Raw genomic sequence first — 23,306 nt, 5'->3', positions numbered from 1 at the left:
GGTTATATCGGGAAAAATCCACCTATAAGACAACCTAATATTGCACCGATTATAACTTCAAACGGGGTGTGCCCAAGAAGTTCTTTTAAATCTTTATCCATTTTAAGATTTTCTTTTTCAACCCATTCTTCAATAAGGATATTGATAATTCTTGCATGTTCTCCTGCTTCTTTTCTGACATTGGCAGCATCGTACATAACAATCAAAGCAAGTGCAAAACTTACCGCAAATGCTGTACTTGATATTCCCTCAATTCTTGCTGTCATAATTACTAAAGTTGATACAAGTGAAGAATGAGAACTTGGCATCCCTCCTGATCCTACAAGCCTTGTAAAATCAAGAGTTTTACTTGTTATAATAACAAGTATCGTTTTAAGTATCTGAGCAACAAGCCAACTTAAAAGTGTTGCACTGATTATTTTATTTGAAAAAAATTCAGTTATAAAATTCATACAATCCTCTATTTATTCCTTTGAGTAAGATAGTTTATAAGTTCCTTCAGAAATTCGCTTTTTTCTCCAAAGGTGAGAAGAATTTCTTCTGCTCTTTTTGTAAGAAGGGTTACTATATTTTCACACTCTTCTAAGTCAAAATGACTAAGATATGTTGTTTTATTATTCTTTTCATCACTTCCGACAGGTTTTCCTAAATCTTTAGTATTACCTATTTTATCCAAAATATCATCTTTAACCTGGAACGCCATTCCGATAAGACTTCCAAACTCGGCTATTTTTTCAACAGTATCCTGATCTGCACCCGCAAGTATTGCTCCCGAAACACAGGCGGCACGGATTAAAGCACCTGTCTTTAGAGCATGTAATTCGTTAAGAAGTTCCAAAGAAATCTTATTATTTTCGTTTTCTATATCTATAACCTGACCGCCAATCATTCCGTCTTTCCCTGCTGACTTTAAAATATATCTTGTTGCCTCTTTCGAATATTCAAGATGGGAGTCAAGCATTTTCTCGTAAGCATAATTTAAAAGTGCATCACCCGCCAGGATTGCCATTGCTTCCGAGTACTTTTTATGACAGGTAGGAATTCCTCTTCTTAAATCGTCATTATCCATAGCAGGAAGGTCATCATGAATAAGCGAATATGTATGAATATATTCAATTCCCGCCATAAAAGGAAGAATTTGTTCAAAATCTCCTTTAAACAGTTCATAAACACTCATCATAAGTATCGGTCTTATTCTTTTTCCGCCTGCATTAACACTGTACTTCATCGCAGATAAAAGGGTTTTATATGAAGAATTATCCTCTTTTATATCGCCATCAAGATAATCTTCAATTATTTTCTTTCTTCTTTCAAATTCGAGACTAAAATCCATCAAAAATCCTCCGCCTCATTTTCCATAACAACCTTTATTTTACCTTCTGCGTCATCAAGAGTTTTCTGTAATGTTTTAGTAAGTTTAATACCCTCTTCAAACATTTTAATAGACTCTTCCAAAGGTGCGTCGCCTTTTTCCAATTTTGAAACTATATCTTCTAACTTTTTTAAATCTTCTTCAAATAATGCCATCAGTTACCCTCCTTTGACACAACCTGACAGTTTGCTTTTCCATCAGCAAATTTAAGAGAAATTATGTCATCAGTATTTAATTTTTTAACACTGTCAATCACTTTTCCCTCTTTATTCTCAACAAAAGTATATCCCCTTTTTAAAACTTTTAAAGGACTAAGACTGTCAAGGGAAGAAATACTTCTTACAAAACTTTCCTTTTTACTTGCTATTATACGCTCATACGCATTGCAAAGAGTAGCAGAACGTGTTACAATATTCTGTTCATATCTTTCAAGCATTCTTTTTGGATATATAAACACATTACTGTTTTTTAAAGTATCAAGTTTATTTTTATATAAATCTATATTTTTATTTAATGATAAATACATTCTTGACCTTGAAGTTTCTATAAAGCCTATTACGTCCTTAAGATGAGGAACGCAAAGTTCTGCGGCAGCAGAAGGTGTAGGCGCTCTTAAATCTGCCACAAAGTCAGAAATGGTATAATCGGTTTCGTGACCAACAGCAGAAACAACCGGAACACTTGATTTGAAAATTACACGGGCAACTTCCTCCTCATTAAAGCACCACAAGTCCTCAATAGAGCCTCCGCCTCGCCCTACAATCATAACGTCAACTTTATTTTCATTAAAATATTCAATCCCTGCTACAATGCTTTTATGAGCATCAGCCCCCTGCACAGTTGCAGGATATATTATAATATCAGTATTTTTCGCACGGCGTTTTATGACATTTATTATATCTTTAACGGCAGCGCCGGTTTTAGACGTAACAACCCCTACAGTTTTAGGAAAACGAGGTAAAGGCTTTTTAAACTGTTCGTCAAACAAACCTTCTTTTGAAAGTTTATCTTTAAGCTGCTCAAATTTAATATGCAAAGCACCAACTCCGTCAGGCTGCATTTCATTAACATAAAGTTGATAAACTCCATCTCTTTCATAAGAAGACAGACGTGCATTTATTATAACCTTCATTCCGTTTTCAGGCTCAAAGTTAAGGCTTAGTGCATTAAATTTAAACATCACTGCTTTAATAACACTCTTCTCGTCTTTCAAACTGAAATAACAGTGCCCCGATGAATGCCTTTTAAAATTGGAAATTTCACCTTTAACATAGACACTGTTAAACATAGGATTTAAGTCGAAAAATTCTTTTATAAGAGAATTAAGTTCACTTACAGAGATTATCATTCTTTATTCTCCGCATCTTTTATGAGACTGCCAAGAACTCCGTTAACAAATTTTCTTGTACTGTCGTCGTCATAAAGTTTAACTATTTCAAGGGCTTCGTTTACTGAAACCTTATCCGGAATATCATCTCTAAATAAGATTTCATAGATGCTCACTCTTAAAGCGGCAAGAGCCACTTTAGATATTCGCGTAATTTCATACCCTTCTACATATTTTGAAATTGTACTATCAATAGTTTCTATATTTTTATTTACTCCGAAGATTATATCTTTTATAAACTCAAGGTCTTTTTTAGAAAACTTTCCATTTTCTTTTTCATAATCTTCTTTAAAAGACTCAAGATAGTTACCTAAAGCTTCCTCAGGAGTATCAAAACTAAGAGATCTTCCGAATGTTATAAGAAAAGCATATTTTCTTAAATCTTGCCTTTTCATTAGTTCCTCCGATTACTGGGCGAATACGCCTTCAATATAAACATCAACATCTACTACGTGCATACCAACTATACTTTCAACTGCATCTTTTACTTTTTCCTGAATTTTTTTAGATACGTTTATAAGATTTGTTCCGTAGTTTAATACAACAAATACTTCGATGCTCAGTTCTTTATTATCTTTTGTAACAACTTTGATACCTTTATCTTTACCTGTTGCTTTACTGGAAATCAAATCAAAAATTTTCTTTGGTTCAGGTTGCTCATCACCAATTACGCTATGAACACCTTCAACCTCCATAATAGCATTTTTAGCAATAGATGCAATAACACTTTCGGAAACTGTAACGTCACCCGCTTCGATTTCTACAACATTGTTTTCTTCTTCATATTTTTTCATTGTGTTTGCCTCCTTAAATAAAATTAAATGCATTATATTATATTTTAGCATTTTTTATAATATATTTCAACATTTTTTAAAAAAACTTTATTTTTTTATTTTTTTATGATATGATATTATTAAATTTAGTTTTATAATATTTTCTCGAGGTGTTATTTATGAGTTTACTTATAAAAATAAACAAGTTATTTAAACCCGTTGTACATCCTTTTAATTTAAATAATGACGGAGTTAAAACTTATGCTATGTGGCAGTTTGAAAAAGGCGAAAATACAATCAAAAACTATTTAGGATATACTAATAAAGAAGAAATGTTTAAAGGTAAAGATATTCTTGATATAGGTTGTGGTGCAGGCGGAAAATCTCTTTATTATATCACGCTTGGGGCAAACCATGTGTACGGTGTTGATGTTGTCGAGTCTTACAAGGAAGAATCGGAAACTTTAGCAAGAAAACTGAATTTAGAAAACGAATTTACCTTTATATGCGCCGATGCAAAAAATCTTCCCTATCCTGACAACTCGTTTGATACAATTATTATGAATGATGCTATGGAACATGTAGGAGAACCTGAAGAAGTTTTAAAAGAAGTTTTAAGAGTATTAAAAAAAGGCGGCAAAGTATATATAAACTTCCCTCCTTATAATCATCCGTTCGGTGCGCATTTAAGCGATGCAATATTTATCCCCTGGGTTCATTTATTCTTTAGCGAAAAAACTTTAATAAGAGATTATAAAGAACTTGTAAAAGACCTGCCTGACGGAAAAAGCAGAATTAATTTCAGAATTTCCAAAGACGAAAACGGAAAAGAATATTTTTCATATATAAATAAAATGACAATAAAAAGATTTAAAAACATTCTTAAAAATCTTAATATAACACCAAGTTACTATAATGAAATGCCACTTAGAAATTTTTTAGCACCTTTAGCAAAACTTCCTGTCTTAAAAGAAATGTTTATTAAAATGGCAGTGTGTGTTATTGAAAAAAAATAATTTTTTCAAATTCAAAATTCGAAATGCGAAATGTGAAATGAATGAAGGCGAAATGATGCTATACCTTCCGTTCGTAACATCAATTCAAACATCACGCGGGCAAGCCGCCCTCGTTTTCATTGTGTTACAGCACAGCCCTGCACCCTTCCTTCATCATCCATTAAGGATGCGGTCGGGTTCGGTTCCATTTCGCCCTCTTTTTTTATTGTGAAATAATGCAACAAGGTTCTTTGAGAAAATTATCATACATTAGGATTTCGTGATATTATTCTCTATTCTCTATATTCCCCACCTACTACATTACCGCTTAATTTATCCACATAAAAAACCACCGGTCCCAAAAGTCCATCGTGAATAGTATTAAAAGTAATCCTATACAAGAGTCTCCCATCTTTAACACTTTTATCAAAATAAACTATTGATAGTTGCTTGTTGGCTACTACCTCTTGAACTTTTGGATTATCATAATTTATAATTGTTTTGATAGTTTTTTCATTAAGCATCTTTTTGGAATTTTCTATTGCTTTTTGCGGTGTTATTGAAGCAGGCTCGGTATAATCATCGTTAGATGTCAAGTACCCGACAGACTCATTTATCTTTGGTCCTATATAGCAAATAACAAACACTGAAACAAGTATTAACAAAACTATTATTGTAATTAATATTTTTTTCATATTCCGCCTCTTATATTAATTTTAAAAATAATCTTATTGTGTATTAACACAACAAGGTTCTCTTTATTGTAGGGGACATTCACGAATGTCCCGAGTAGGCGGGCGGTTCGTGAACCGCCCCTACTACCTTGTAACGACTAAAACTTTACATTTTCCTCTTGTCATTCTGAGGCATAGACGATGAATCTCTTACCTATTAAGAAGAGATCCTTCACTGCGTTCAGGATGACAGTGAAATATAAAAATGTTTATATAGTTTCAAATGATACAAGATAATACATTTTAGAATTTTGAGAGGTCCTTATTCAGTTGCAAGATATGTATTTCTTATGGTCATAAGTTTATTATTTACACCGTCTGCTATTTCATATTGCGTTTCTGCTCCAAATCCAGTCTGAAGCATCAGAGGTGTATCAATTGCCTTATATAAAATTTTTGAAATATCATCAAGATTTATAACTCTGTCTTCCGCTCCGGGATAAAGTATAATTCCTATTTTGTTTGCAGTTTGCAAATACCCCTCCGGATATCCTTTAATCTCTGCTTCAGGCTTATAACCTAACATACAAACAATCATTTTAACCGCTTCGTAATATGTAATATTTTCATCCGGCTTAAAATTTCCGTTTCCATATCCGTCTGCTATCCCCTTTTTTTCTATTAATCCAATATAGTTATAATTTGGATTGTCCTTTGCTACATCGGAAAATTCAGGCAAACAGAAAGCAGCAGAAGATGTCATTTTAAGAGTCTGAGCAATAAGTTTTGCCATTTCCCCTCTTTTAACAGGTTGATAAGGTCCTTCCCCCACATCATTTGCTATTCCAAGATTACGAAGTTTACCTATTTCGGAAAGCAATTCAATACTGCCTATTATTTCAATTTTACCCTTTGCATTCTTTAAAGAAGGCTCTGATATTTCTATATAATATTCGTCATTTGTTTTTAATTGTGCAGGGAAAATTTCAATATACTGATATGTATCATCTTCTCCGTTCGATATAAAGTTTACAACACTGTTATATATAATATCCTTTGTCAGTTTGTTTATAATCTTAAAATTAACTGTAAAACTTTCATCAGCATTTTTAAAATTAATTTGTAACTTTGCAGGTCCCGTTGGCTTAATGTAAAAATCCGATGTTATAACATCTTTATTATCAGAAAATGAAAAGTCAAACACAACCCTTTCACCCGGAAAGGTGTATATTTTAGTTTCCTCACAAAAAGCAGTTAAATTAAATATTAAAAGTACAATTAAAAAACATACAAATAATTTTTTCATAAGTATTTTCCTTTCTTTTTTTAGTAACTGTCGGACATTGTGTTTTATTTATCGATTATCTTAATATCATATATTTTACAGATACATATGCCAAGTCATCAGAAAGGACTTGTAACTCCAGTCTTAAATCAATACGCGAATATTTTATATCGCCAAGCATTTTTTGTGCTTTATCTATATGAAGCCAAGGCTCGTTAGTCTTTTTTTCTGAAACTTCAACCGTATAATCTTCATAATAATTACAAGGTTTATTAATTTCTCCAACGCTTGATATATCATCTAAATATCCTGAATATGGAGAAGACATATTTGGATATGTATCTTTTTTACCATAATTTTTTTCAAAGTCTTTACGATATTCTTTAGCAAATAAATAGGCTTTTTCCAAATTGGAAAATTTGACTTTTTCAGCCATTAAAATATCATTATAAAAAACCAACTGTTTTTCAGTAATACTTTCGCTATTTTCATTGCAAGTAAAAGTATATGTTGTTTGCTTACCTTCCGTAACTCCTTTTACATCTCCAAAATCGGTGCTTTTAGTAATAACATCTATATGTTCTCCAAACAAATTGTAAAAACCAACAGTATATTCAACACTGCTGTTATGTTTTGTTTGGCAACCCACCATAGAAATTAAAAGTAAAGTTATTAAAAGTACAATAAGGATTTTTTTCATATTTGTGTACCTCCTTTAGTGTCATATATGAAAATGTTACCAGTTACTTGTTATTTATATTATACCATTCCCCCTTATTTAAAGTCAATAATAGCTTAGCATAGCAAATCACAATAAAAAATGCGCAGCCTAAGCCACGCATAAAAAACACATTGCTCCGACTGTCGCCAAACAAATCTTACACAACTTGCAAAGTATATGCAAATAAGAGCATCTGTATTTTTGTCATAATTAAAAATACACACACTTTACAAGTTTTATTATTTGATTTGTTTGGCAACTTTATTATAACAAACTATAATAATTTTTACAACATATTTTTAAAAAGCAATAAAAATGGTATAAAAAATCAGGGCTGATATATTATCAACCCTGTATTTTTTTGTTTTTAAAATATTTTTTCATATAAAGTATTACTATAGTTCCCAAAAGAGGAAATATTGCTGCAGTTATTATTCCGCATCGCATTCCGAATTGTTCTGAAGATATATTAAAAAATCCCGAAAATTTCAAAGCAATTTCTGATAACGAAAATTTATCCGATACAACTCCTACAAGTTGAGGAACAATTGCAGCACCCATATCACCGCCTGCCGCCATAAGTGCATAAGCCGAAACACTTACATTAGTAAAGTTTTCTTCTAAATATATTAAAGTTCCGGGCCAAAGCATTGCTGTAAACAGACCTGTTAAAGCACAGGCTATTATACAAATAACAGGATTTAAAACTACTCCTGCAATAATATAACAAAAAGTTGCCCCAATCATTCCCATAAGCATAAAATTGATAATATTTTTTCCATACTTTGAATAAAAAGTTCTTGCTATGCCAAGAAGTATAGCAAAAAAAGCAACACCGAAAACATCTCCGAAAACTTTATGAACACCGATTGCTCTTTCCAAAAAACTTGATGACCACTGAGCCATCGTGCACTCTGCTGCTCCTCCTAAAAATATACACAGCATACAAAGTAACATTCCCTTACTTAAGAATTTATTATTTGTACTTTTTTTATCAGTATTACTCATTTGAGGAAGTTCTGCTTTTAAGAAGATGAGAAATGCACTAAAAGGAACAAGCGCCCATAAAAAAGCAAGATACATCCAATTTTCAGTACCGAATATATTTAAATAAAGAGTGCTTATTAAAACAACAACGACAACACCCCAAGCATACATAGAGTGAAGTTTGCTCATTTCTGCCTCAGGATTTTCGCTCGGTATTTCTGCTATAACAGGGCTTAAAAGAACTTCACTAAGACCTGATGCAACAGAAAATATAATTGTACTTATTATTATCCATAAATATGCCATTTTGGGAAAAAGCATTGGCATAATGCCATATAATAAAAGACCTATAAAAACGATAAGCGGTGTCATTCTCACACATTTATGTATATTAAAATATTTAGTAAAAAAAGAAAATGCCAGGTCAATTACAAGTTGCGTTAAAAAATTTATCACTACAATAAATCCAAGCAATGTATAAGAAATATTATATAAATCTTTAAAAGTAATAAATAAAATCGGCGATAAGTTTGCACATATCGCCATTGAGCCACCCGTAATATAACTTGCAATTTTTGCTAAACTGTATTTATTATTCGTCATCATTTTTTGTATAATCCTTTTCAGATAATATTTCGTCTATTACAACACCTTTATAGTCTGCATCAGAAAGGTGAAGACACTTTTCGCAGTTGTCGCAGATTTTATTAGGGTCTAAGTCGCAAATATTACATTCGTTACAATTTATACATTCTCTGTCATATAGGACACATTGTTTCACATTTCCACCTCGCAAGTATTAAGAAGTGCTTCTAAAGTCGGATTAACTTTAAACTGCTCTTTTAAGGCATAATATTTTTCCATTGCCTTTTCATTTTTGTCAGATACCTTTACTGCCTTTAACATTATATTTTTCGGAGTATCTAAGGGAGATGTATATTCTATAACTGACACTTTATATCCGTTTGCTTCAAGAAGAAGTGTTCTTAAGGCATCAGTTAAAATATCACAAAACCTTCTATTAAATATTCCATGCTTTAAAATTTCAAAAAAAGGCTCATATTCAATCTGTGTTGAGAGTTCCTTATGACAGCAAGGAACACATATTATCGCTTTTGCTTTATGCTTTATTCCTGAATATAGAGCATAATCTGTTGCAACATCACAAGCGTGAAGAGATACAACAAGGTCTATTTTTTTATTTAATGTAAATTCTTTTAAATCGGCATTTATAAACTGCATATTATTATACTTTAACTTACTTTTTATTTTATTCGAAGCATTTATAACGTCTTCATTATAGTCAATTCCGTATACAAAACATTTTTTCTTTAAAATTTCAGTTAAGTAATAATTTACAACAAAAGAGAGATAACTTTTGCCACAGGCACAGTCTAAAACGTTAGGATTATCTCCGAAATTCAAATCTGAAATAAGTTCAACAAAACGATCAATCTGATTATATTTTCTTATCATATCGTTTTTTATTTTTCCGTTTTCCGCCATAATACCTATTGCTTTTAATAAATCTTTGGCATTGCTTTCTTTAATAATATATTCTCTTCCGCCTACAGTTGCACTTTTAACATCATTTTCTTTTTCAACATAAGGTTTATTCTTTGAAGAAACATTTTTATTATCAGCAATAATTTCAAAAGTTGAAATACGGTCATTATAGTCTATGATAACACTGTCATACTTCTCTAAGTCTTTAGTTATACAAGACGGAATTTCACTTATTTCTATTTTCTTTTTCTCGCCAAGATAGTCTGCATAAAGACTATCTTCAAAATATATTTTCAAATAATATTCCTTAACACCTGACTTATAGGTAACAAGAATATTTTTAAATATATCACGGTTTTCACTAAGCCTTACACATAGTCCCTGTAAGAACAATTTAACTTTGGCAATATTTTGATTTATCATTTTATGCCAATATCCTTTCTATAGTGAACGTCTGTAAAGTTGATGTTCTTTACAGCGTTGTAAGCATCGGAAATTGCAGTATCAAGGTCTTTAGATTTAGCAGTTATACCTAAAACTCTTCCGCCTGCGGTATAATATTTACCATCTTCCTTTTTTGTTCCTGCGTGGTAAACATAGATATTTTCTTCTATATCAGAAAGTCCTGAAATTTCATATCCTGTCTGATATTTTTTAGGATATCCACCTGATGCTTCAACAACACAAACGCAAGCATTGTCTTCCCACTCAACATTTATATCTTTTAAAGTTCCGTCACAAACTGCTTCAAAGATATCAACAATGTCAGTTTTAAGTCTTGGAAGAACAACCTGAGTTTCAGGGTCTCCGAAACGTGCATTATATTCAATAACTTTTACTCCGTTTTTTGTTGACATAAGACCAAAGAAAATAACGCCTTTATATGTTATCCCCTCACTCTTTAACGCTTTAACAGTAGGAATAAATATATTATTCATACATTCTTCCTGTAATTTTTCATTATAAATTCTGCTTGGTGAGAATGTTCCCATACCACCTGTATTAGGGCCTTTATCATTATCAAAAGCTCTTTTATGGTCCTGTGCTGAAACCATTGGAACAATAGTTTCACCATCACAGAATGACAGAACAGAAATTTCAGGGCCTGTTAAAAATTCTTCGATAACAATTCTGTTACCTGAATCCCCGAAAACTTTATCTATCATTATTTCTTTTAAGGCATCTTCTGCTTCTTTTAAATCATTTGCAATAATAACGCCTTTACCAAGCGCAAGACCTTCTGCTTTTATAACAGTCGGGAAAGTATTTTCCTTTGTTATATACGAAAGTGCATCATTATAATCTGAAAAAACTTCATATTTTGCAGTAGGAATATTATATTTTTTCATAAGTTCTTTAGAAAAAACTTTACTTCCCTCAATCTGCGCGCCATCTTTAGTCGGACCAAACACCTTTAATCCTGCTTTGATAAAAGCATCTGAAATACCAAAAACTAACGGATCATCAGGGCCGATAACAGTTAAATCAACATTCTTTTCCTTAGCAAAAGTGATAAGTTTATCAAATTCCATAACTTTGATCGGCACACATTCTGCAATATCAGATATACCTCCGTTACCGGGGGCACAGTAAATTTTTTCTACTCTTTTGCTTTCACTTATTTTTTTAACAATGGCATGTTCTCTGCCACCGCCGCCAACAACTAATATATTCATATAAATATCCTCACAAATTATAATATTTCAGGCATAAGAGAATTCTCTTATGCCTTAATTTTCCTGAATTTTAATGGTGGAACAGTCTTATTCCGTTAAATGACATAACCATATTATACTTATTACATGTTTCAATAACATTATCGTCACGGATTGAACCGCCGGGCTGCGCAATATATTTAACACCACTCTTATACGCTCTTTCAATATTATCTCCGAATGGGAAGAATGCATCAGAGCCTAAAGAAACATCAGTTAATGTTTTTAACCATTCTTTCTTTTCGGTGGTTGTCAGAGGTTCAGGTTTTTTAGTAAAGAAGTTTTCCCATACGCCATCAGCTAAAACATCCATATAATCTTCGGAAATATATACATCAATTGTGTTATCTCTGTCAGCACGTCTTATATCTTCTTTAAAAGGAAGATTAAGAACTTTTTCGTGCTGTCTTAAATACCATACATCTGCTTTATTTCCTGCAAGACGGGTACAGTGAATTCTTGATTGCTGACCTGCACCGATACCGATAGCCTGTCCGTCTTTAACATAGCATACTGAATTTGATTGTGTATATTTTAATGTTATAAGCGCAATCATTAAGTCAATTTTAGCATTTTCGGATAATACTTTATTATCTGTTACAATATTTGAAAGAGCATCTTCATTTATTTCAACATTATTTCTGCCCTGCTCAAATGTAATACCGAAACAATCTTTTCTCTCAATTTCTTCAGGAATATAATTTATATCCATTTCGATAATATTATATGTACCTTTTCTTTTTGATTTTAATATTTCAAGTGCTTCACTTTCATATCCGGGTGCTATTACACCATCAGATACTTCACGTGCTATAAGTTTAGCAGTAGGAACATCACAGATTTCAGAAAGTGCAATAAAATCTCCGTAAGAAGACATTCTGTCAGCCCCTCTTGCTGCTGCATACGCTGATGCTAAAGGAGATAGTTCCAAATCGTCAACAAAATATATTTTTTTAAGCGTATCTGAAAGTTCTCTGTAAACTGCCGCACCTGCAGGACTTACATGTTTAAAAGATGCTGCAGCAGGAAGTCCTGTTGCTTTCTTTAATTCTTTTACAAGTTGGAAACTGTTAAAAGCATCAAGAAAGTTTATATAACCAGGTTTACCATTTAAAACTTTTAACGGTAAATCTCCTTCTTTTATAAAAATTCTTGCAGGTTTCTGATTAGGATTACATCCGTATTTTAATTCTATTTCTTTCATTTTCACTCCACCTTAAACATTCTTATTTACAATTCTTGTATCAAATTTACCTGTTTTAATATCAATAAATCTTACAAATAAAGATACTTTATTATCACTGTTTAAACTTTCCCATACATTTTTTGTAAACGTATCAATGTCACCTTTTAATTCAACACATTCAGGTTCGCCATAAAATGAAGGGATAGGATTACCGTCACATTTATATGTATGGATAAAATGGCCGATACCATTTCCTGTATTTGAATATTCGTAAAAATATCTGTGGTCGCCTGACGGATCTCCGTCTGCACTTTTTAAAATAGAAAGTTTATAAAAATCGCCTTCAACAATCCCTGAAATTCTTGGTGTGAAGTTTGGTGCATCAGGTTCAAACTGTCTGGTTCTTAATGCTTCTTCAAAAGTTTTACCTTCCTTTATAAAGTCATATACTGTATCAGTCTGGTCACCGTTTGTAACAATTGTTTTATTATCAATTACTCTTACAGGAGAGTATATAATAAGGCTTGGATCAACTAACTTTTCTTCGCAGAATGCTTTTGTTTTAATACCTTCACTATCTTCTACAAAAACTCTGTTACGGCTGTTTTCACTTCTTCCCATAATAAAGTAAGCGATAACCATTTTTTCTCCGTCTTCACTTTTACCGATAACAATTCCTCTGCCCGGATATGTATTATTCTTTAATTCTTCTGATAAATTAAGTATACTCATTATAATCCTCCGTTACATATAAGTTTAATAGCCTGAGGTAATATCTTCCATTCTGCCTCTTCCATAACGCGTCTTTGCAGAATTTCGGGAGTATCTCCCTCTTTAATATAAACTGCTTTCTGAATTATTATTTTACCGCCGTCAGTAATTTCATTCACAAAATGAACTGTTGCACCCGTTACTTTAACACCGTAATTAAGAGCCGCTTCGTGAACTTTAAGCCCATAAAAACCATCTCCGCAAAAAGACGGAATAAGTGACGGATGAACATTTATAATTTTATTGGAATACTCTTTTAAAATATCCCCTTTTAATATACATAAAAAGCCTGCAAGTACAATTAAGTCAACATTGTTTTCTTTAAGGTGGGATAAAAGTTCTTTTTCAAAATTTTCATTTCCCTTACTTACAATAACTTTTGATGGAATATTATTCTCCTCTGCTCTTTTTAGTGCATAAACGTCAGGCTTATTTGAAACAACAGTAACAATTTTACCATCGATTTCCCCTTTTTTCATTTCGTCAATTATAGCCTGAAGATTACTGCCTGAGCCAGACACTAAAACTGCAATATTTAGCATATTTCCACTTCCTTGTTACCAGGAATAACTTCGCCTAATATGTATGCTTTTTCGCCCATTGCATTTAGCATTTCAACTGCTTTTTTTGCATCTTCTTTATCAACTGCCATAACTAATCCAATACCCATATTAAAGGTATTGAACATATCCTTTTCAGGAATATTGCCAGTTTCAGCCATAAGTTTGAATATAGGTAAAATTTCAAAAGAATCTTTATAAACTTTAGCAGACTGACCGTCCATTAACATTCTTGGAATATTTTCGTAAAAACCTCCGCCTGTTATATGAGAAATACCTTTTATTTTAATTTTTTCATTAAGTTCCAAAATTGTTTTTACATATATTTTAGTTGGAGTGATAAGTTCTTCACCAAGAGTTTTTCCAAGTTCATCATAATATTTTGAAAGTTTTTCTTTCGCTAAAGAATCTTCACAATTTAAATCAAATACTTTTCTTACCAAAGAATAACCATTTGAATGAACACCGCTTGATGCAACACCAATCAAAGTATCTCCAACTTTAATATTTTTACCGTCAATTATATTTTCTTTATCAACAATCCCTACACAAAAACCTGCAAGGTCATATTCGTCTACATCATAAAATCCGGGCATTTCAGCAGTTTCTCCGCCTATTAATGCACAGCCTGAAAGTACACATCCGTCTGCAACGCCTGAAACTATATCAGCAATTTTTTCAGGAACGTTTTTACCTACAGCAAGATAGTCAAGGAAAAACAAGGGCTTAGCACCTGAACATGCAATATCATTTGCACACATAGCAACACAATCCTGACCGATTGTGTTATGCTTATCAGTTAAGAAAGCAATTTTAAGTTTAGTTCCGACACCATCAGTACCTGAAACCAACACAGGATTTTTATAACCTGTACCAATTTCAAAAAGGCCGCCAAAACCGCCAAGATCTGTCATAACACCCTCAGTAAAAGTTTTCTTAACGTGCTTTTTCATAAGGTTAACCGCTTCGTAACCGGCTGTTACATCAACACCGGCATCTTTATACGCATTACTCATAATATATCTCCTTTAATTCTATTTTTCAATATGCAATTTTTTAATAAAATGAACATCTTTAAAATCTGATTCTTTTGACACTTCGCTTATATCAAGAGGATAGTTTCCATTAAAACAAGCAGTACAGAAACCACATTTTGAACCAATCGGAGTTTTTAATAGATTTTCTAAACTTAAGTAGTCTAAAGAATCAGTACCGATAAGTTCGTTTATCTCTTCATAAGTTTTGTCAACCGCAACAAGAACATCCTGAGAACCAACATCTGTTCCAAAATAGCAAGGATACAAAAATGGTGGTGAACTTATTCTCATATGAACTTCTTTTGCTCCTGCTTCTCTTAGTAGAGCAACAACTCTTTTAGAGGTTGTCCCTCTTACGATTGAGTCGTCAATCAAAATAACTCTCTTTCCTGATACAACTTCTTTTATGGCGTTAAGTTTTATTCTTACTGCATTTTCTCTCATCGCCTGAGTAGGCTGAATAAATGTTCTTGCAATATATCTATTCTTCATAAGACCTACTTCGTATGGTATTCCCGATTCCTGAGAGTAACCGATTGCAGCAGAAATTCCCGAGTCGGGTGCAGCAATAACGACATCAGCTTCAACAGGATTTTGCCTTGCAAGATATTTACCCGCTTCTTTCCTTGAAGCATATACACTTGCACCATCAATAACACTGTCAGGTCTTGCAAAATATACATGTTCAAATATACAAAGGCTTGTATCACATTTTTTCAGAGGTTTTATAGAATCAACACCGTCTTTTGTAATAACAACAATTTCGCCCGGTTCGACATCTCTTACATATTCTGCACCGATAGCATCAAATGCAACTGTTTCAGATGCTACAACATAAGATTTACCCAATTTTCCAAGACACAGAGGTTTCATACCGTGAGGGTCTCTTACCGCTATAAGTTTTGACGGAGACATTACAACAAAGGCATATGCACCTATAATTTTAGAAAGCATATTTTTTATTGCATCCTCTACCGAATGAGTAAACAATCTTTCTTTTGCAATAAGATATGCGATAATTTCAGTATCAGTTGTGCTTTGGAAAAGTGCTCCCGACTGTTCTAATTCTTCTCTTAAAGAACGGGCGTTGACAAGTGTCCCGTTATGAGCAAGTGTTAACGTACCCTTAACATATTTTGTTACAAGCGGTTGTGCGTTTTCTCTTGAATTACTGTCAGCAGTAGCGGCTCTAACGTGCCCCACTGCGATCTGACCTGACAGATGATTTAAAATAACATCATCAAAAACTTCAGGAACTGTTCCGACATTTTTATGATAAACTATTGTTCCGTTATCATTTACTGCAATACCACAACTATCCTGCCCTCTGTGTTGCAAAGCAAAAAGGGCAAAATTTGTTATTCTGGCAACATCAAGTTCCTTTTCTCCTGAATATATACCGAAAACACCGCATTCTTCTTTTATTTTATTAAATTCATTAGCATTAAAAGTATTCATTCGTATTATCCCTTCATCATTCTGCTTTGATTTTTTCCTGTAATCTTTCGTTCTTCATAATTACTTCGTTTTTCATATCTTCTTTGAATTTTCTTAAATTTTCTTTAAGATAAGGATATTTTAAAGAAAGAATCTGAACTGCAAGTATTGCCGCATTTTTCGAATTATCAATTCCAACTGTTGCAACAGGAATTCCTGACGGCATCTGAACGATACTGTAAAGAGCATCCATACCGTCTAAAACTTTCCCTTTAACAGGAATACCTATAACAGGAACGGTTGTAAAAGCAGCAAGCACTCCCGGAAGATGTGCTGCCATACCAGCCGCTGCAAGTATAACCTCAATTCCGTTATCTTCTGCATTCTTTGCAAAATCTTTTGCTAAATCAGGAGTTCTGTGAGCACTCATCACGTTGCACTCAACCATAACACCGTTTTCTTTTAAGAAAGAAATTGCGGGTTTTAATACTTCATAATCTGAATCACTGCCCATTATAAGAGCAACTTTTGGATTTTTGTTCATAATTCTTCCCCTTTTATTTTTAAAAAATATTTATGGCATTATATATCATAATATATAATAACATAAATACGATAAAATTTCAATAGATTAAAATAAGAAAAAATAAATAAAATTAACTTAAAAAAGCCGTCACTTTTGTGACAGTTTAAATATAATGGTATATCATAACGAAATCGTGCAAGGCACGATGAAATCCAAACAAGTTTGGATGAAATCAAAACCTGACGGATTTAAAAAAAATTTAATCCGTCTTTTATTCCGATAAAGTCGGATTTCATCACAAAGTGATTTCATCTGCAAAGCAGATTTATTCCGTCGCTAAACGGATTTAACTGAAAAAAGACTTGTCAAATGACAAGTCTTTTTTCTGGTGCCGGAAACCGGAATCGAACCGGTACGGGAGTCACCTCCCACAGGATTTTAAGTCCTGGGCGTCTGCCAGTTCCGCCACTCCGGCAAAATGCAGTCAAAATTGACTACTCGAATATAATAACATAAAAATATATGTTTGTCAACAACTTTTTCCAAATTTTTTAATTTGTTTCAGGATTGATATAGACAGTTTCGTCAGATTTTAACATACCAAGGTCATCACGGGCTATCGCCTCATAAGAATCTGCAGTATTTAGATTTTCTTCAATCTTCTTATACTCTTCATTTTTTTTAGTTTCTTCTTCGATCAAAGATGTATATTTCTCTTTTTCATTTTTTATATTTATACTGTCAACAGTAGCCTGATAGTGCATAACGCCTACATAAATTGTTGCAATTACAATAAGAAACACTGAAAATCTTTTAACATTTATTTTCATTTTCTTTATACCTTCTTTTTTCTCTTAATTATATTCTTGACGTTTAATATAAATTTTATTATAAAACATTTAAGATGCTTTAACGGAATTTTTATTATTTTTATAATCCAACAAAATATTCCTGATACTATTTTACTAAAAAATTTCACAGGATACAAGAGTATTTTTAAAATTTCTCTTAAAATAATTAAAATTTTTTCAAAAATCTTATAAATAATTCTATTTATTGATGTAAAATATACAATTCCGCCTAAAACAAGTCCTAAAATGTGATAAAATCTGAAACTTAAGCCACAAATAGAATAAAACGAGAAAAACAAAAAAACTGCACAAATCAGCACAAATACTACATCAAGAATATCCCATATAACCTTACTTTTAAAAAATGTCTTTTTAAAACATCTTATAAAATCATAAATAAATCCCACTGTAAAACCGGTTAAAGAAGAATAAAGAAAAGCTATTGTCTGTTCTAAAACTGTAAACTCCATACTTTTTACCTGAACATTCTTGAGAAAAATGTGCGTTTTGTGTTTTCATCCGATATGTACTCAAAAGCGTAAAAATCCCCTGTTGCAGATACCTCGCCTGAGTCCAGATTAAGTTTCTCGATTTTTATTTCACTACCCTTTACAGAAAGTGTTCCCAAATCAGTAATCAATGTTATTGTATTATCATCAAAATTTTCTACCTCTTTTACACCTGTAATGCTTAGTTTTCTTCTTGATTCTAAAGATATATTTTGTTTTTGCATTTCCTCTGCCATAAAAAAGCACCTCCTAAATAATGTATATTTAAGGAAGTGATTTTTTATGATATATTTACTGCACTGCTTCAAACATATTTGAAGCCTCATCTTTTTTAACATGTTCTGAAATTGCTGTGACACGGACTGTTACAACCCTGTCACCAAAACGAATAGAAAGAACATCACCTATTTTAACATCATATGATGGTTTAACTATTTTATCATTAACAGTTATTCTTCCCTGTTCACATGCTTCGTTTGCAACCGTTCTCCTCTTTATAAGACGTGATACTTTTAAATATTTATCTATTCTCATATAAGACCTGCTTTCAGTTTTGCTGAAGTAAGAGTATTTTCCATAAGCATTGCAATAGTCATAGGACCAACTCCGCCCGGAACAGGAGTTATAAACGATGCTACTTCACTTACGCCTTCAAAATCAACGTCACCGCAAAGTTTGCCGTTTTCAAGTCTGTTCATTCCGACATCTATTACAACTGCACCTTCTTTTATCATGTCTTTTGTTACCATATTGGCAACACCAACTGCTGCAACAACTATATCTGCTCTTTTAACCACTTCTTTTAAATCTTTTGTTTTGGAATGGCAAATAGTTACTGTTGCATTTTTATGAAGCATAAGCATAGCCTGTGGTTTTCCGACAATATTACTTCTGCCTATTATAACACACTCTTTACCGGCAATCTCAATACCAGTTTCTTTAATAAGTTCCATTACTCCGGCAGGTGTGCATGGAAGAAAATTAAAATCTCCTATCATAATTTTACCAACATTTACAGGATGAAATGCATCTACATCTTTTTCAGGCTTGATAGTATTTATAACAAGTTTTTCATCAAGATGTTTCGGCAATGGCAGTTGAACTAAAATTCCGTTTATTTTTTCGTCATCATTTAATTTATTTACTAAATCAATCAGTTCTTTTTGAGTGGTATCACTTGATAGTGCATATTCTACTGAATACATTCCAAGTTCTTCGCAGGCTTTTTTCTTGGAATTAACATATACTCTTGATGCGGGATCATCTCCAACTATTACAACTGCAAGTCCAGGAACTATGCCTTTATCCTTAAGTTCACTTACCTCTTTTTTTATTCTTTCTTTGATGTTTTGTGAGACTTGTTTTCCGTTTATTATTTGTGCTTTCATTTTCTTTTTTTCTCCTCATATCATTTTTATTATTTGTAATTCTTGGCTTTATTAAGCATTTTTTATCAAAACCGATAAGGTCTTTTCGCCCTGCTATTGTAAGCGCTTCCTTAACAATTTCATAATTTTCTTTTTTTCTGTATTGAAGGAGTGCTCGTTGCATGTTTTTTTCTTTATATGATTTTGGAACATATACTTTTTCCATATTAAGAGGATTAAGCCCTGTGTAGTACATACAGGTAGAAATTGTACCAGGTGTTGGATAGAAATCCTGAACCTGTTCAGGCTGATAATTTATATCCCTTAAATACTCAGCAAGCATTATTGCATCTTTTAAACTGCTTCCCGGATGAGAAGACATAAGATAAGGAACAATATACTGTTCTTTTCCTGCTTTTTTTGAATAATCAAAAAACCTTTCCCTGAATTTATTAAATACTTTAATTTCAGGTTTACCCATAAGATTCAAAACATTTTTCGAACAATGTTCAGGTGCTACTTTAAGTTGCCCCGAAACATGGTCTGAAACAAGTTCTTTAAAGAATTCGTTATTCTTGTCATAAATAAGATAATCAAAACGAATTCCGGAACGGATAAACACCTTTTTTACACCGTCAATTTCTTTTATCTTACGAAGAAGGTTTAAATACTCAGTGTGAGATACTTTTAAGTTCTTACAAGGTGTAGGTGCTAAACATTGCCTGTTTTTACATGCACCCTTTTCCAATTGCTTTTCACAGGCAGGAAATCTGAAATTTGCTGTCGGACCTCCGACATCATGAATATATCCCTTAAAATCTTCGTCATATACTATCTTTTTGACTTCACTTATAATTGATTTTTCGCTCCTTGAAGAAACAACTCTCCCCTGATGGAAAGCAAGTGAGCAAAAATTACACCCACCAAAACATCCCCGCTCGGAAATAACAGAAAACTTAACCTCATCTATTGCAGGCACTCCGCCCATTTTATCATATAACGGATGCCATTTCCTTTGGTAAGGAAGTGAGTATACTTTATCAAGTTCCTGCCTTGAAAGAACTTTCTGCGGTGGATTCTCAACAAGATAAAGATTGTCATTTTGTTTCTCTATTAAAATTTTTCCTATATATGCATTATGTTCTTCATACTGAAGTTTAACTGATTTGGCATATTTTGTTTTACTCTCACAAACCTCATTAAACGAAGGAAGCATTATATAATTTTCAATTCCTGATATATCCTTCGTTAAATAGCAAGTTCCTTTAACATCGGTTATACTTTCAATCTTCTCGCCATTACCAAGACGGGTAACAATTTCTTTAATACTTCTTTCTCCCATTCCATATATGAGAAGGTCTGCCTGAGAGTCACAAAGCACCGACCTTTTTATCTTATCCTGCCAGTAATCGTAATGAGCAAATCTTCTTAAGGACGCCTCAATCCCGCCTACAATAACTGGGACATCTTTATATATACCCCTTATCTTGTTTGAGTAAACAATTGTAGGACGATCAGGTCTTAACCCCGCTTTTCCTCCCGGCGAATAAGAATCGGTACTCCTTTTTTTCTTATTAACCGTATAGTGATTAACCATAGAGTCAATGTTACCGCCTGAAATCAAAAATGCATACTTGGGTTTTCCGAATATTTTAAATGCGTTATCATTGTTCCAGTCAGGTTGAGAAATAATTCCTACTTTAAAGCCTAAATCGGAAACAACACGTCCAATTATTGCGTTTGCAAAAGAAGGGTGGTCAACATAGGCATCGGCTGATATCAGAACAAAATCAACCTCATTCCACCCTCTTTGTTTCATCTCTTCAGTTGTAAGTGGTAAAAATAAGTTTTTGTTATTCATAATTTATCTTTTGTTTTTATATTGTATTTTTAATACTCCAACATACTATTCAGTATAAAAAGTAACAGAATAAGTATCGCTTATCAATTCATGAGTTATATCTGTAAGTTGCCATCCAAACACATCGGTAAACAAACGTGAATTTACGTATGTAACATCATCTATCAAAATCACTTTACCTATAGTATGCTCAACAGAATCTAAATAAACTTTATCTGAACCAATGGTCATCGTAAGAGTATTAAATCCATCAAAATACTCACTTGTGGCTGTGATTACATCGTTATTATAATCAATCAAAACCGATTCTGCATATCCGTCCTCCAAAATGGCACGAAGAGGAACATAGTACTGGCCATCAATTACAGGAAGAGTAGTACAATAAGCACTCGCAGTCCAATAAGGATACTCAAACTCATAATCTTCGTATTCATTTGAGTTCATTTCATCCTCAAATAAATTATTCAAAGAAATGCTGTTGCCGTCATTAATATACGGATACTCAACCACTGTTTTATCTATTTTTGTATAATCAATCTTTTCATTTATCTTAATATTTATTTTCCCAGATGATTTATATGGCCATTCTTCTCCGATTGCCTTTGTAATGCTTGAAATATCAAGCATTATATCTGCACTTACCTGAGAAAAGTAAATATATCCGTTTTTAAATCTATAATCAGCTTGTATACCGTCTTTTCCCAAAAAGTTCATATCTTTAAATGAAAAAGAAATCTCTTCATCTTCTGTAATTTGCTCATCAGAAATTCGTGTAACAACTTCATCTAAATAGCGGACAAAACCTTCATTATCCATAGAAATCTTGCATCCATAGTTTGTTTTGTTTACAGTCGCATTCTCATAAAAAGCAACTGCAAGATCTTCATAAAACTTTTTAATATATTCAGCATTAAAAACATTCAAAAAAGAATCTATATCTTCCTTTGTAATATAATTTCCTACATTTATAGAGTAGTATTTATCTGATGTAGGTGACTGTAAAATTAAATCGAGTTTAGGTTTGGTTTCATCAGAAAAATCCATGTCCATCCAAATGCCTACATTGGAATTAACTGTATAATTCAGATTAGTCGAAACTACCGAAGAAAACTTAGTTGAATTAGTCATTGATAATTTTATTTTTTTAAAGTCCTTGCTCATATCTGCCTGAAGATATATATTACCATCATATTCAAACATAGCAGATAAGAAAGACATAAAGTCAGTTCCGATTGCATTTGAAATAGCATCATCTGTTGTAAAAATCTCATCAAACAGAGCACGTATATCAGTATTATCGTCAATCTGCATTGACAAACTGTATGATGCAGTGTAATTTTGCGGATATGCCATAAATTCTTTTGGAATATTTACATCAGCAAATACTGTGGTTGTCATAAAAACAATAATCGTAATTAAGACAGTTATTATTCTTTTCATATACTATCTCTCCTTTTAATGTTATAAATTTTTAACAGTAATAGTTATTCTTCTTTCAATTCAGGCATAACAAGTGCTGCAATAATATATCCGATAATCCCTGAACCACCCATAAGAGTAAAAACGATCCACGCTAATCGAACTAATGTGGAATCCAGTTCAAAGTACTCGGCTATCCCTCCGCAAACACCACAAAGTTTTTTATCTTCTTTTGATTTATAAAGTTTCTTTTTCATAGTATGACCCCCATTTATTATACAATTAGTAAACATTTTAGATACCAAACTTTTTAGCTAAATTTTTCAACAAGTTGCAAAGCTAAATTATTCCACTTTGTTCCATAACT

At 32.5% G+C, this 23,306-nt stretch carries 28 protein-coding genes and 1 tRNA gene; 1 reads left to right on the top strand and 28 read right to left on the bottom strand.

The annotated features are described in order from the left end of the window. Window positions 1-2 precede the first annotated feature (2 nt). From E7419_01700 to E7419_01675, 6 genes are read right to left on the bottom strand one after another with little or no spacing between them, the layout of a single operon-like run. Window positions 3-452, bottom strand: a complete 450-nt coding sequence (locus E7419_01700) for a divergent PAP2 family protein (protein MBE7013904.1) — start codon at window positions 450-452, stop codon at window positions 3-5. A gap of 8 nt (window positions 453-460) precedes the next feature. Then, window positions 461-1,333, bottom strand: coding sequence for a polyprenyl synthetase family protein (locus E7419_01695; protein MBE7013903.1), 873 nt, complete (start codon window positions 1,331-1,333; stop codon window positions 461-463). Beyond that, window positions 1,333-1,527, bottom strand: a complete 195-nt coding sequence (gene xseB, locus E7419_01690; protein ID MBE7013902.1) for an exodeoxyribonuclease VII small subunit — start codon at window positions 1,525-1,527, stop codon at window positions 1,333-1,335. Before xseB ends, E7419_01695 begins: the two co-directional genes overlap by 1 nt. Continuing rightward, window positions 1,527-2,720 (bottom strand): exodeoxyribonuclease VII large subunit, encoded by a 1,194-nt coding sequence (locus E7419_01685; GenBank protein MBE7013901.1) that lies wholly within the window; start codon window positions 2,718-2,720, stop codon window positions 1,527-1,529. The genes xseB and E7419_01685 overlap by 1 nt, the downstream gene beginning before the upstream one ends. Continuing rightward, window positions 2,717-3,154 carry a transcription antitermination factor NusB gene (gene nusB, locus E7419_01680; GenBank protein ID MBE7013900.1) on the bottom strand — a complete coding sequence of 146 codons (438 nt, stop codon included), beginning with the start codon at window positions 3,152-3,154 and terminating at the stop codon, window positions 2,717-2,719. Before nusB ends, E7419_01685 begins: the two co-directional genes overlap by 4 nt. Window positions 3,155-3,166: 12 nt before the next feature. After that, a complete protein-coding gene (locus E7419_01675) occupies window positions 3,167-3,604 on the bottom strand; it encodes an Asp23/Gls24 family envelope stress response protein (GenBank protein ID MBE7013899.1) in 438 nt (145 codons plus the stop codon). Between the two features lie 98 nt (window positions 3,605-3,702). Here E7419_01675 and E7419_01670 point away from each other — a divergent pair, with 98 nt between their 5' ends. After that, the gene (locus E7419_01670; GenBank protein MBE7013898.1) at window positions 3,703-4,548 is read left to right on the top strand and encodes a class I SAM-dependent methyltransferase; all 846 of its coding nucleotides are present in this window, start codon (window positions 3,703-3,705) and stop codon (window positions 4,546-4,548) included. A 272-nt stretch (window positions 4,549-4,820) separates the two neighbouring features. Here E7419_01670 and E7419_01665 read toward each other — a convergent pair whose 3' ends face one another. The 22 genes from E7419_01665 to E7419_01560 all read right to left on the bottom strand — a co-directional run bounded on the left by E7419_01665 (window position 4,821) and on the right by E7419_01560 (window position 23,196). After that, a complete protein-coding gene (locus tag E7419_01665) occupies window positions 4,821-5,222 on the bottom strand; it encodes a hypothetical protein (GenBank protein ID MBE7013897.1) in 402 nt (133 codons plus the stop codon). A 301-nt stretch (window positions 5,223-5,523) separates the two neighbouring features. Next, window positions 5,524-6,507 carry an S-layer homology domain-containing protein gene (locus E7419_01660; GenBank protein ID MBE7013896.1) on the bottom strand — a complete coding sequence of 328 codons (984 nt, stop codon included), beginning with the start codon at window positions 6,505-6,507 and terminating at the stop codon, window positions 5,524-5,526. 55 nt (window positions 6,508-6,562) lie between these two features. Then, complete coding sequence (locus tag E7419_01655; protein ID MBE7013895.1) at window positions 6,563-7,186, bottom strand: hypothetical protein; 624 nt, start codon at window positions 7,184-7,186, stop codon at window positions 6,563-6,565. Between the two features lie 366 nt (window positions 7,187-7,552). Then, the gene (locus E7419_01650) at window positions 7,553-8,800 is read right to left on the bottom strand and encodes an MFS transporter (protein MBE7013894.1); all 1,248 of its coding nucleotides are present in this window, start codon (window positions 8,798-8,800) and stop codon (window positions 7,553-7,555) included. Further along, window positions 8,787-8,975, bottom strand: coding sequence for a hypothetical protein (locus E7419_01645; GenBank protein ID MBE7013893.1), 189 nt, complete (start codon window positions 8,973-8,975; stop codon window positions 8,787-8,789). Before E7419_01645 ends, E7419_01650 begins: the two co-directional genes overlap by 14 nt. Then, the gene (locus E7419_01640) at window positions 8,972-10,123 is read right to left on the bottom strand and encodes an SAM-dependent methyltransferase (GenBank protein ID MBE7013892.1); all 1,152 of its coding nucleotides are present in this window, start codon (window positions 10,121-10,123) and stop codon (window positions 8,972-8,974) included. The genes E7419_01645 and E7419_01640 overlap by 4 nt, the downstream gene beginning before the upstream one ends. Further along, window positions 10,120-11,376, bottom strand: a complete 1,257-nt coding sequence (purD, locus tag E7419_01635; GenBank protein ID MBE7013891.1) for a phosphoribosylamine--glycine ligase — start codon at window positions 11,374-11,376, stop codon at window positions 10,120-10,122. Before purD ends, E7419_01640 begins: the two co-directional genes overlap by 4 nt. A 70-nt stretch (window positions 11,377-11,446) precedes the next feature. Continuing rightward, the gene (locus E7419_01630; GenBank protein ID MBE7013890.1) at window positions 11,447-12,619 is read right to left on the bottom strand and encodes a phosphoribosylaminoimidazolecarboxamide formyltransferase; all 1,173 of its coding nucleotides are present in this window, start codon (window positions 12,617-12,619) and stop codon (window positions 11,447-11,449) included. A 12-nt stretch (window positions 12,620-12,631) separates the two neighbouring features. Further along, window positions 12,632-13,333 carry an inosine monophosphate cyclohydrolase gene (locus E7419_01625; protein ID MBE7013889.1) on the bottom strand — a complete coding sequence of 234 codons (702 nt, stop codon included), beginning with the start codon at window positions 13,331-13,333 and terminating at the stop codon, window positions 12,632-12,634. Continuing rightward, a complete protein-coding gene (locus E7419_01620) occupies window positions 13,333-13,914 on the bottom strand; it encodes a phosphoribosylglycinamide formyltransferase (protein ID MBE7013888.1) in 582 nt (193 codons plus the stop codon). Before E7419_01620 ends, E7419_01625 begins: the two co-directional genes overlap by 1 nt. After that, on the bottom strand, window positions 13,908-14,948 hold the full coding sequence (locus E7419_01615) for a phosphoribosylformylglycinamidine cyclo-ligase (GenBank protein MBE7013887.1): 1,041 nt from the start codon (window positions 14,946-14,948) through the stop codon (window positions 13,908-13,910). Before E7419_01615 ends, E7419_01620 begins: the two co-directional genes overlap by 7 nt. Window positions 14,949-14,966: 18 nt before the next feature. Next, window positions 14,967-16,427, bottom strand: a complete 1,461-nt coding sequence (locus E7419_01610) for an amidophosphoribosyltransferase (GenBank protein MBE7013886.1) — start codon at window positions 16,425-16,427, stop codon at window positions 14,967-14,969. Window positions 16,428-16,443: 16 nt separating this feature from the next. Continuing rightward, a complete protein-coding gene (gene purE, locus E7419_01605) occupies window positions 16,444-16,950 on the bottom strand; it encodes a 5-(carboxyamino)imidazole ribonucleotide mutase (protein MBE7013885.1) in 507 nt (168 codons plus the stop codon). A 368-nt stretch (window positions 16,951-17,318) separates the two neighbouring features. Beyond that, window positions 17,319-17,407, bottom strand: a tRNA-Leu gene (locus E7419_01600). A 76-nt stretch (window positions 17,408-17,483) separates the two neighbouring features. Further along, complete coding sequence (locus E7419_01595) at window positions 17,484-17,762, bottom strand: hypothetical protein (protein ID MBE7013884.1); 279 nt, start codon at window positions 17,760-17,762, stop codon at window positions 17,484-17,486. Window positions 17,763-17,767: 5 nt separating this feature from the next. Beyond that, entirely contained in the window at window positions 17,768-18,253 is a 486-nt protein-coding gene (locus E7419_01590; protein ID MBE7013883.1) for a hypothetical protein, read from the bottom strand. Between the two features lie 5 nt (window positions 18,254-18,258). Further along, the gene (gene yabP / locus E7419_01585; protein MBE7013882.1) at window positions 18,259-18,630 is read right to left on the bottom strand and encodes a sporulation protein YabP; all 372 of its coding nucleotides are present in this window, start codon (window positions 18,628-18,630) and stop codon (window positions 18,259-18,261) included. Continuing rightward, window positions 18,584-18,826, bottom strand: coding sequence for an RNA-binding S4 domain-containing protein (locus E7419_01580; protein ID MBE7013881.1), 243 nt, complete (start codon window positions 18,824-18,826; stop codon window positions 18,584-18,586). The genes yabP and E7419_01580 overlap by 47 nt, the downstream gene beginning before the upstream one ends. Next, window positions 18,823-19,680 (bottom strand): bifunctional methylenetetrahydrofolate dehydrogenase/methenyltetrahydrofolate cyclohydrolase FolD, encoded by an 858-nt coding sequence (folD, locus tag E7419_01575; protein ID MBE7013880.1) that lies wholly within the window; start codon window positions 19,678-19,680, stop codon window positions 18,823-18,825. Before folD ends, E7419_01580 begins: the two co-directional genes overlap by 4 nt. After that, window positions 19,607-21,520, bottom strand: a complete 1,914-nt coding sequence (locus tag E7419_01570; protein MBE7013879.1) for a YgiQ family radical SAM protein — start codon at window positions 21,518-21,520, stop codon at window positions 19,607-19,609. Before E7419_01570 ends, folD begins: the two co-directional genes overlap by 74 nt. A gap of 45 nt (window positions 21,521-21,565) precedes the next feature. Further along, window positions 21,566-22,960: a hypothetical protein gene (locus E7419_01565; GenBank protein ID MBE7013878.1), complete on the bottom strand. Its 1,395-nt coding sequence runs from the start codon at window positions 22,958-22,960 to the stop codon at window positions 21,566-21,568. A gap of 44 nt (window positions 22,961-23,004) precedes the next feature. After that, window positions 23,005-23,196: a PspC domain-containing protein gene (locus tag E7419_01560; protein ID MBE7013877.1), complete on the bottom strand. Its 192-nt coding sequence runs from the start codon at window positions 23,194-23,196 to the stop codon at window positions 23,005-23,007. Between the last annotated feature and the right edge of the window lie 110 nt (window positions 23,197-23,306).

This window comes from Oscillospiraceae bacterium (assembly GCA_015068525.1).
Taxonomy (GTDB): Bacteria; Bacillota; Clostridia; order UMGS1840; family HGM11507; genus SIG450.
The sequence above is the reverse complement of the archived record's forward strand: the minus strand, read 5'-3'. Positions and strand labels throughout refer to the sequence as shown.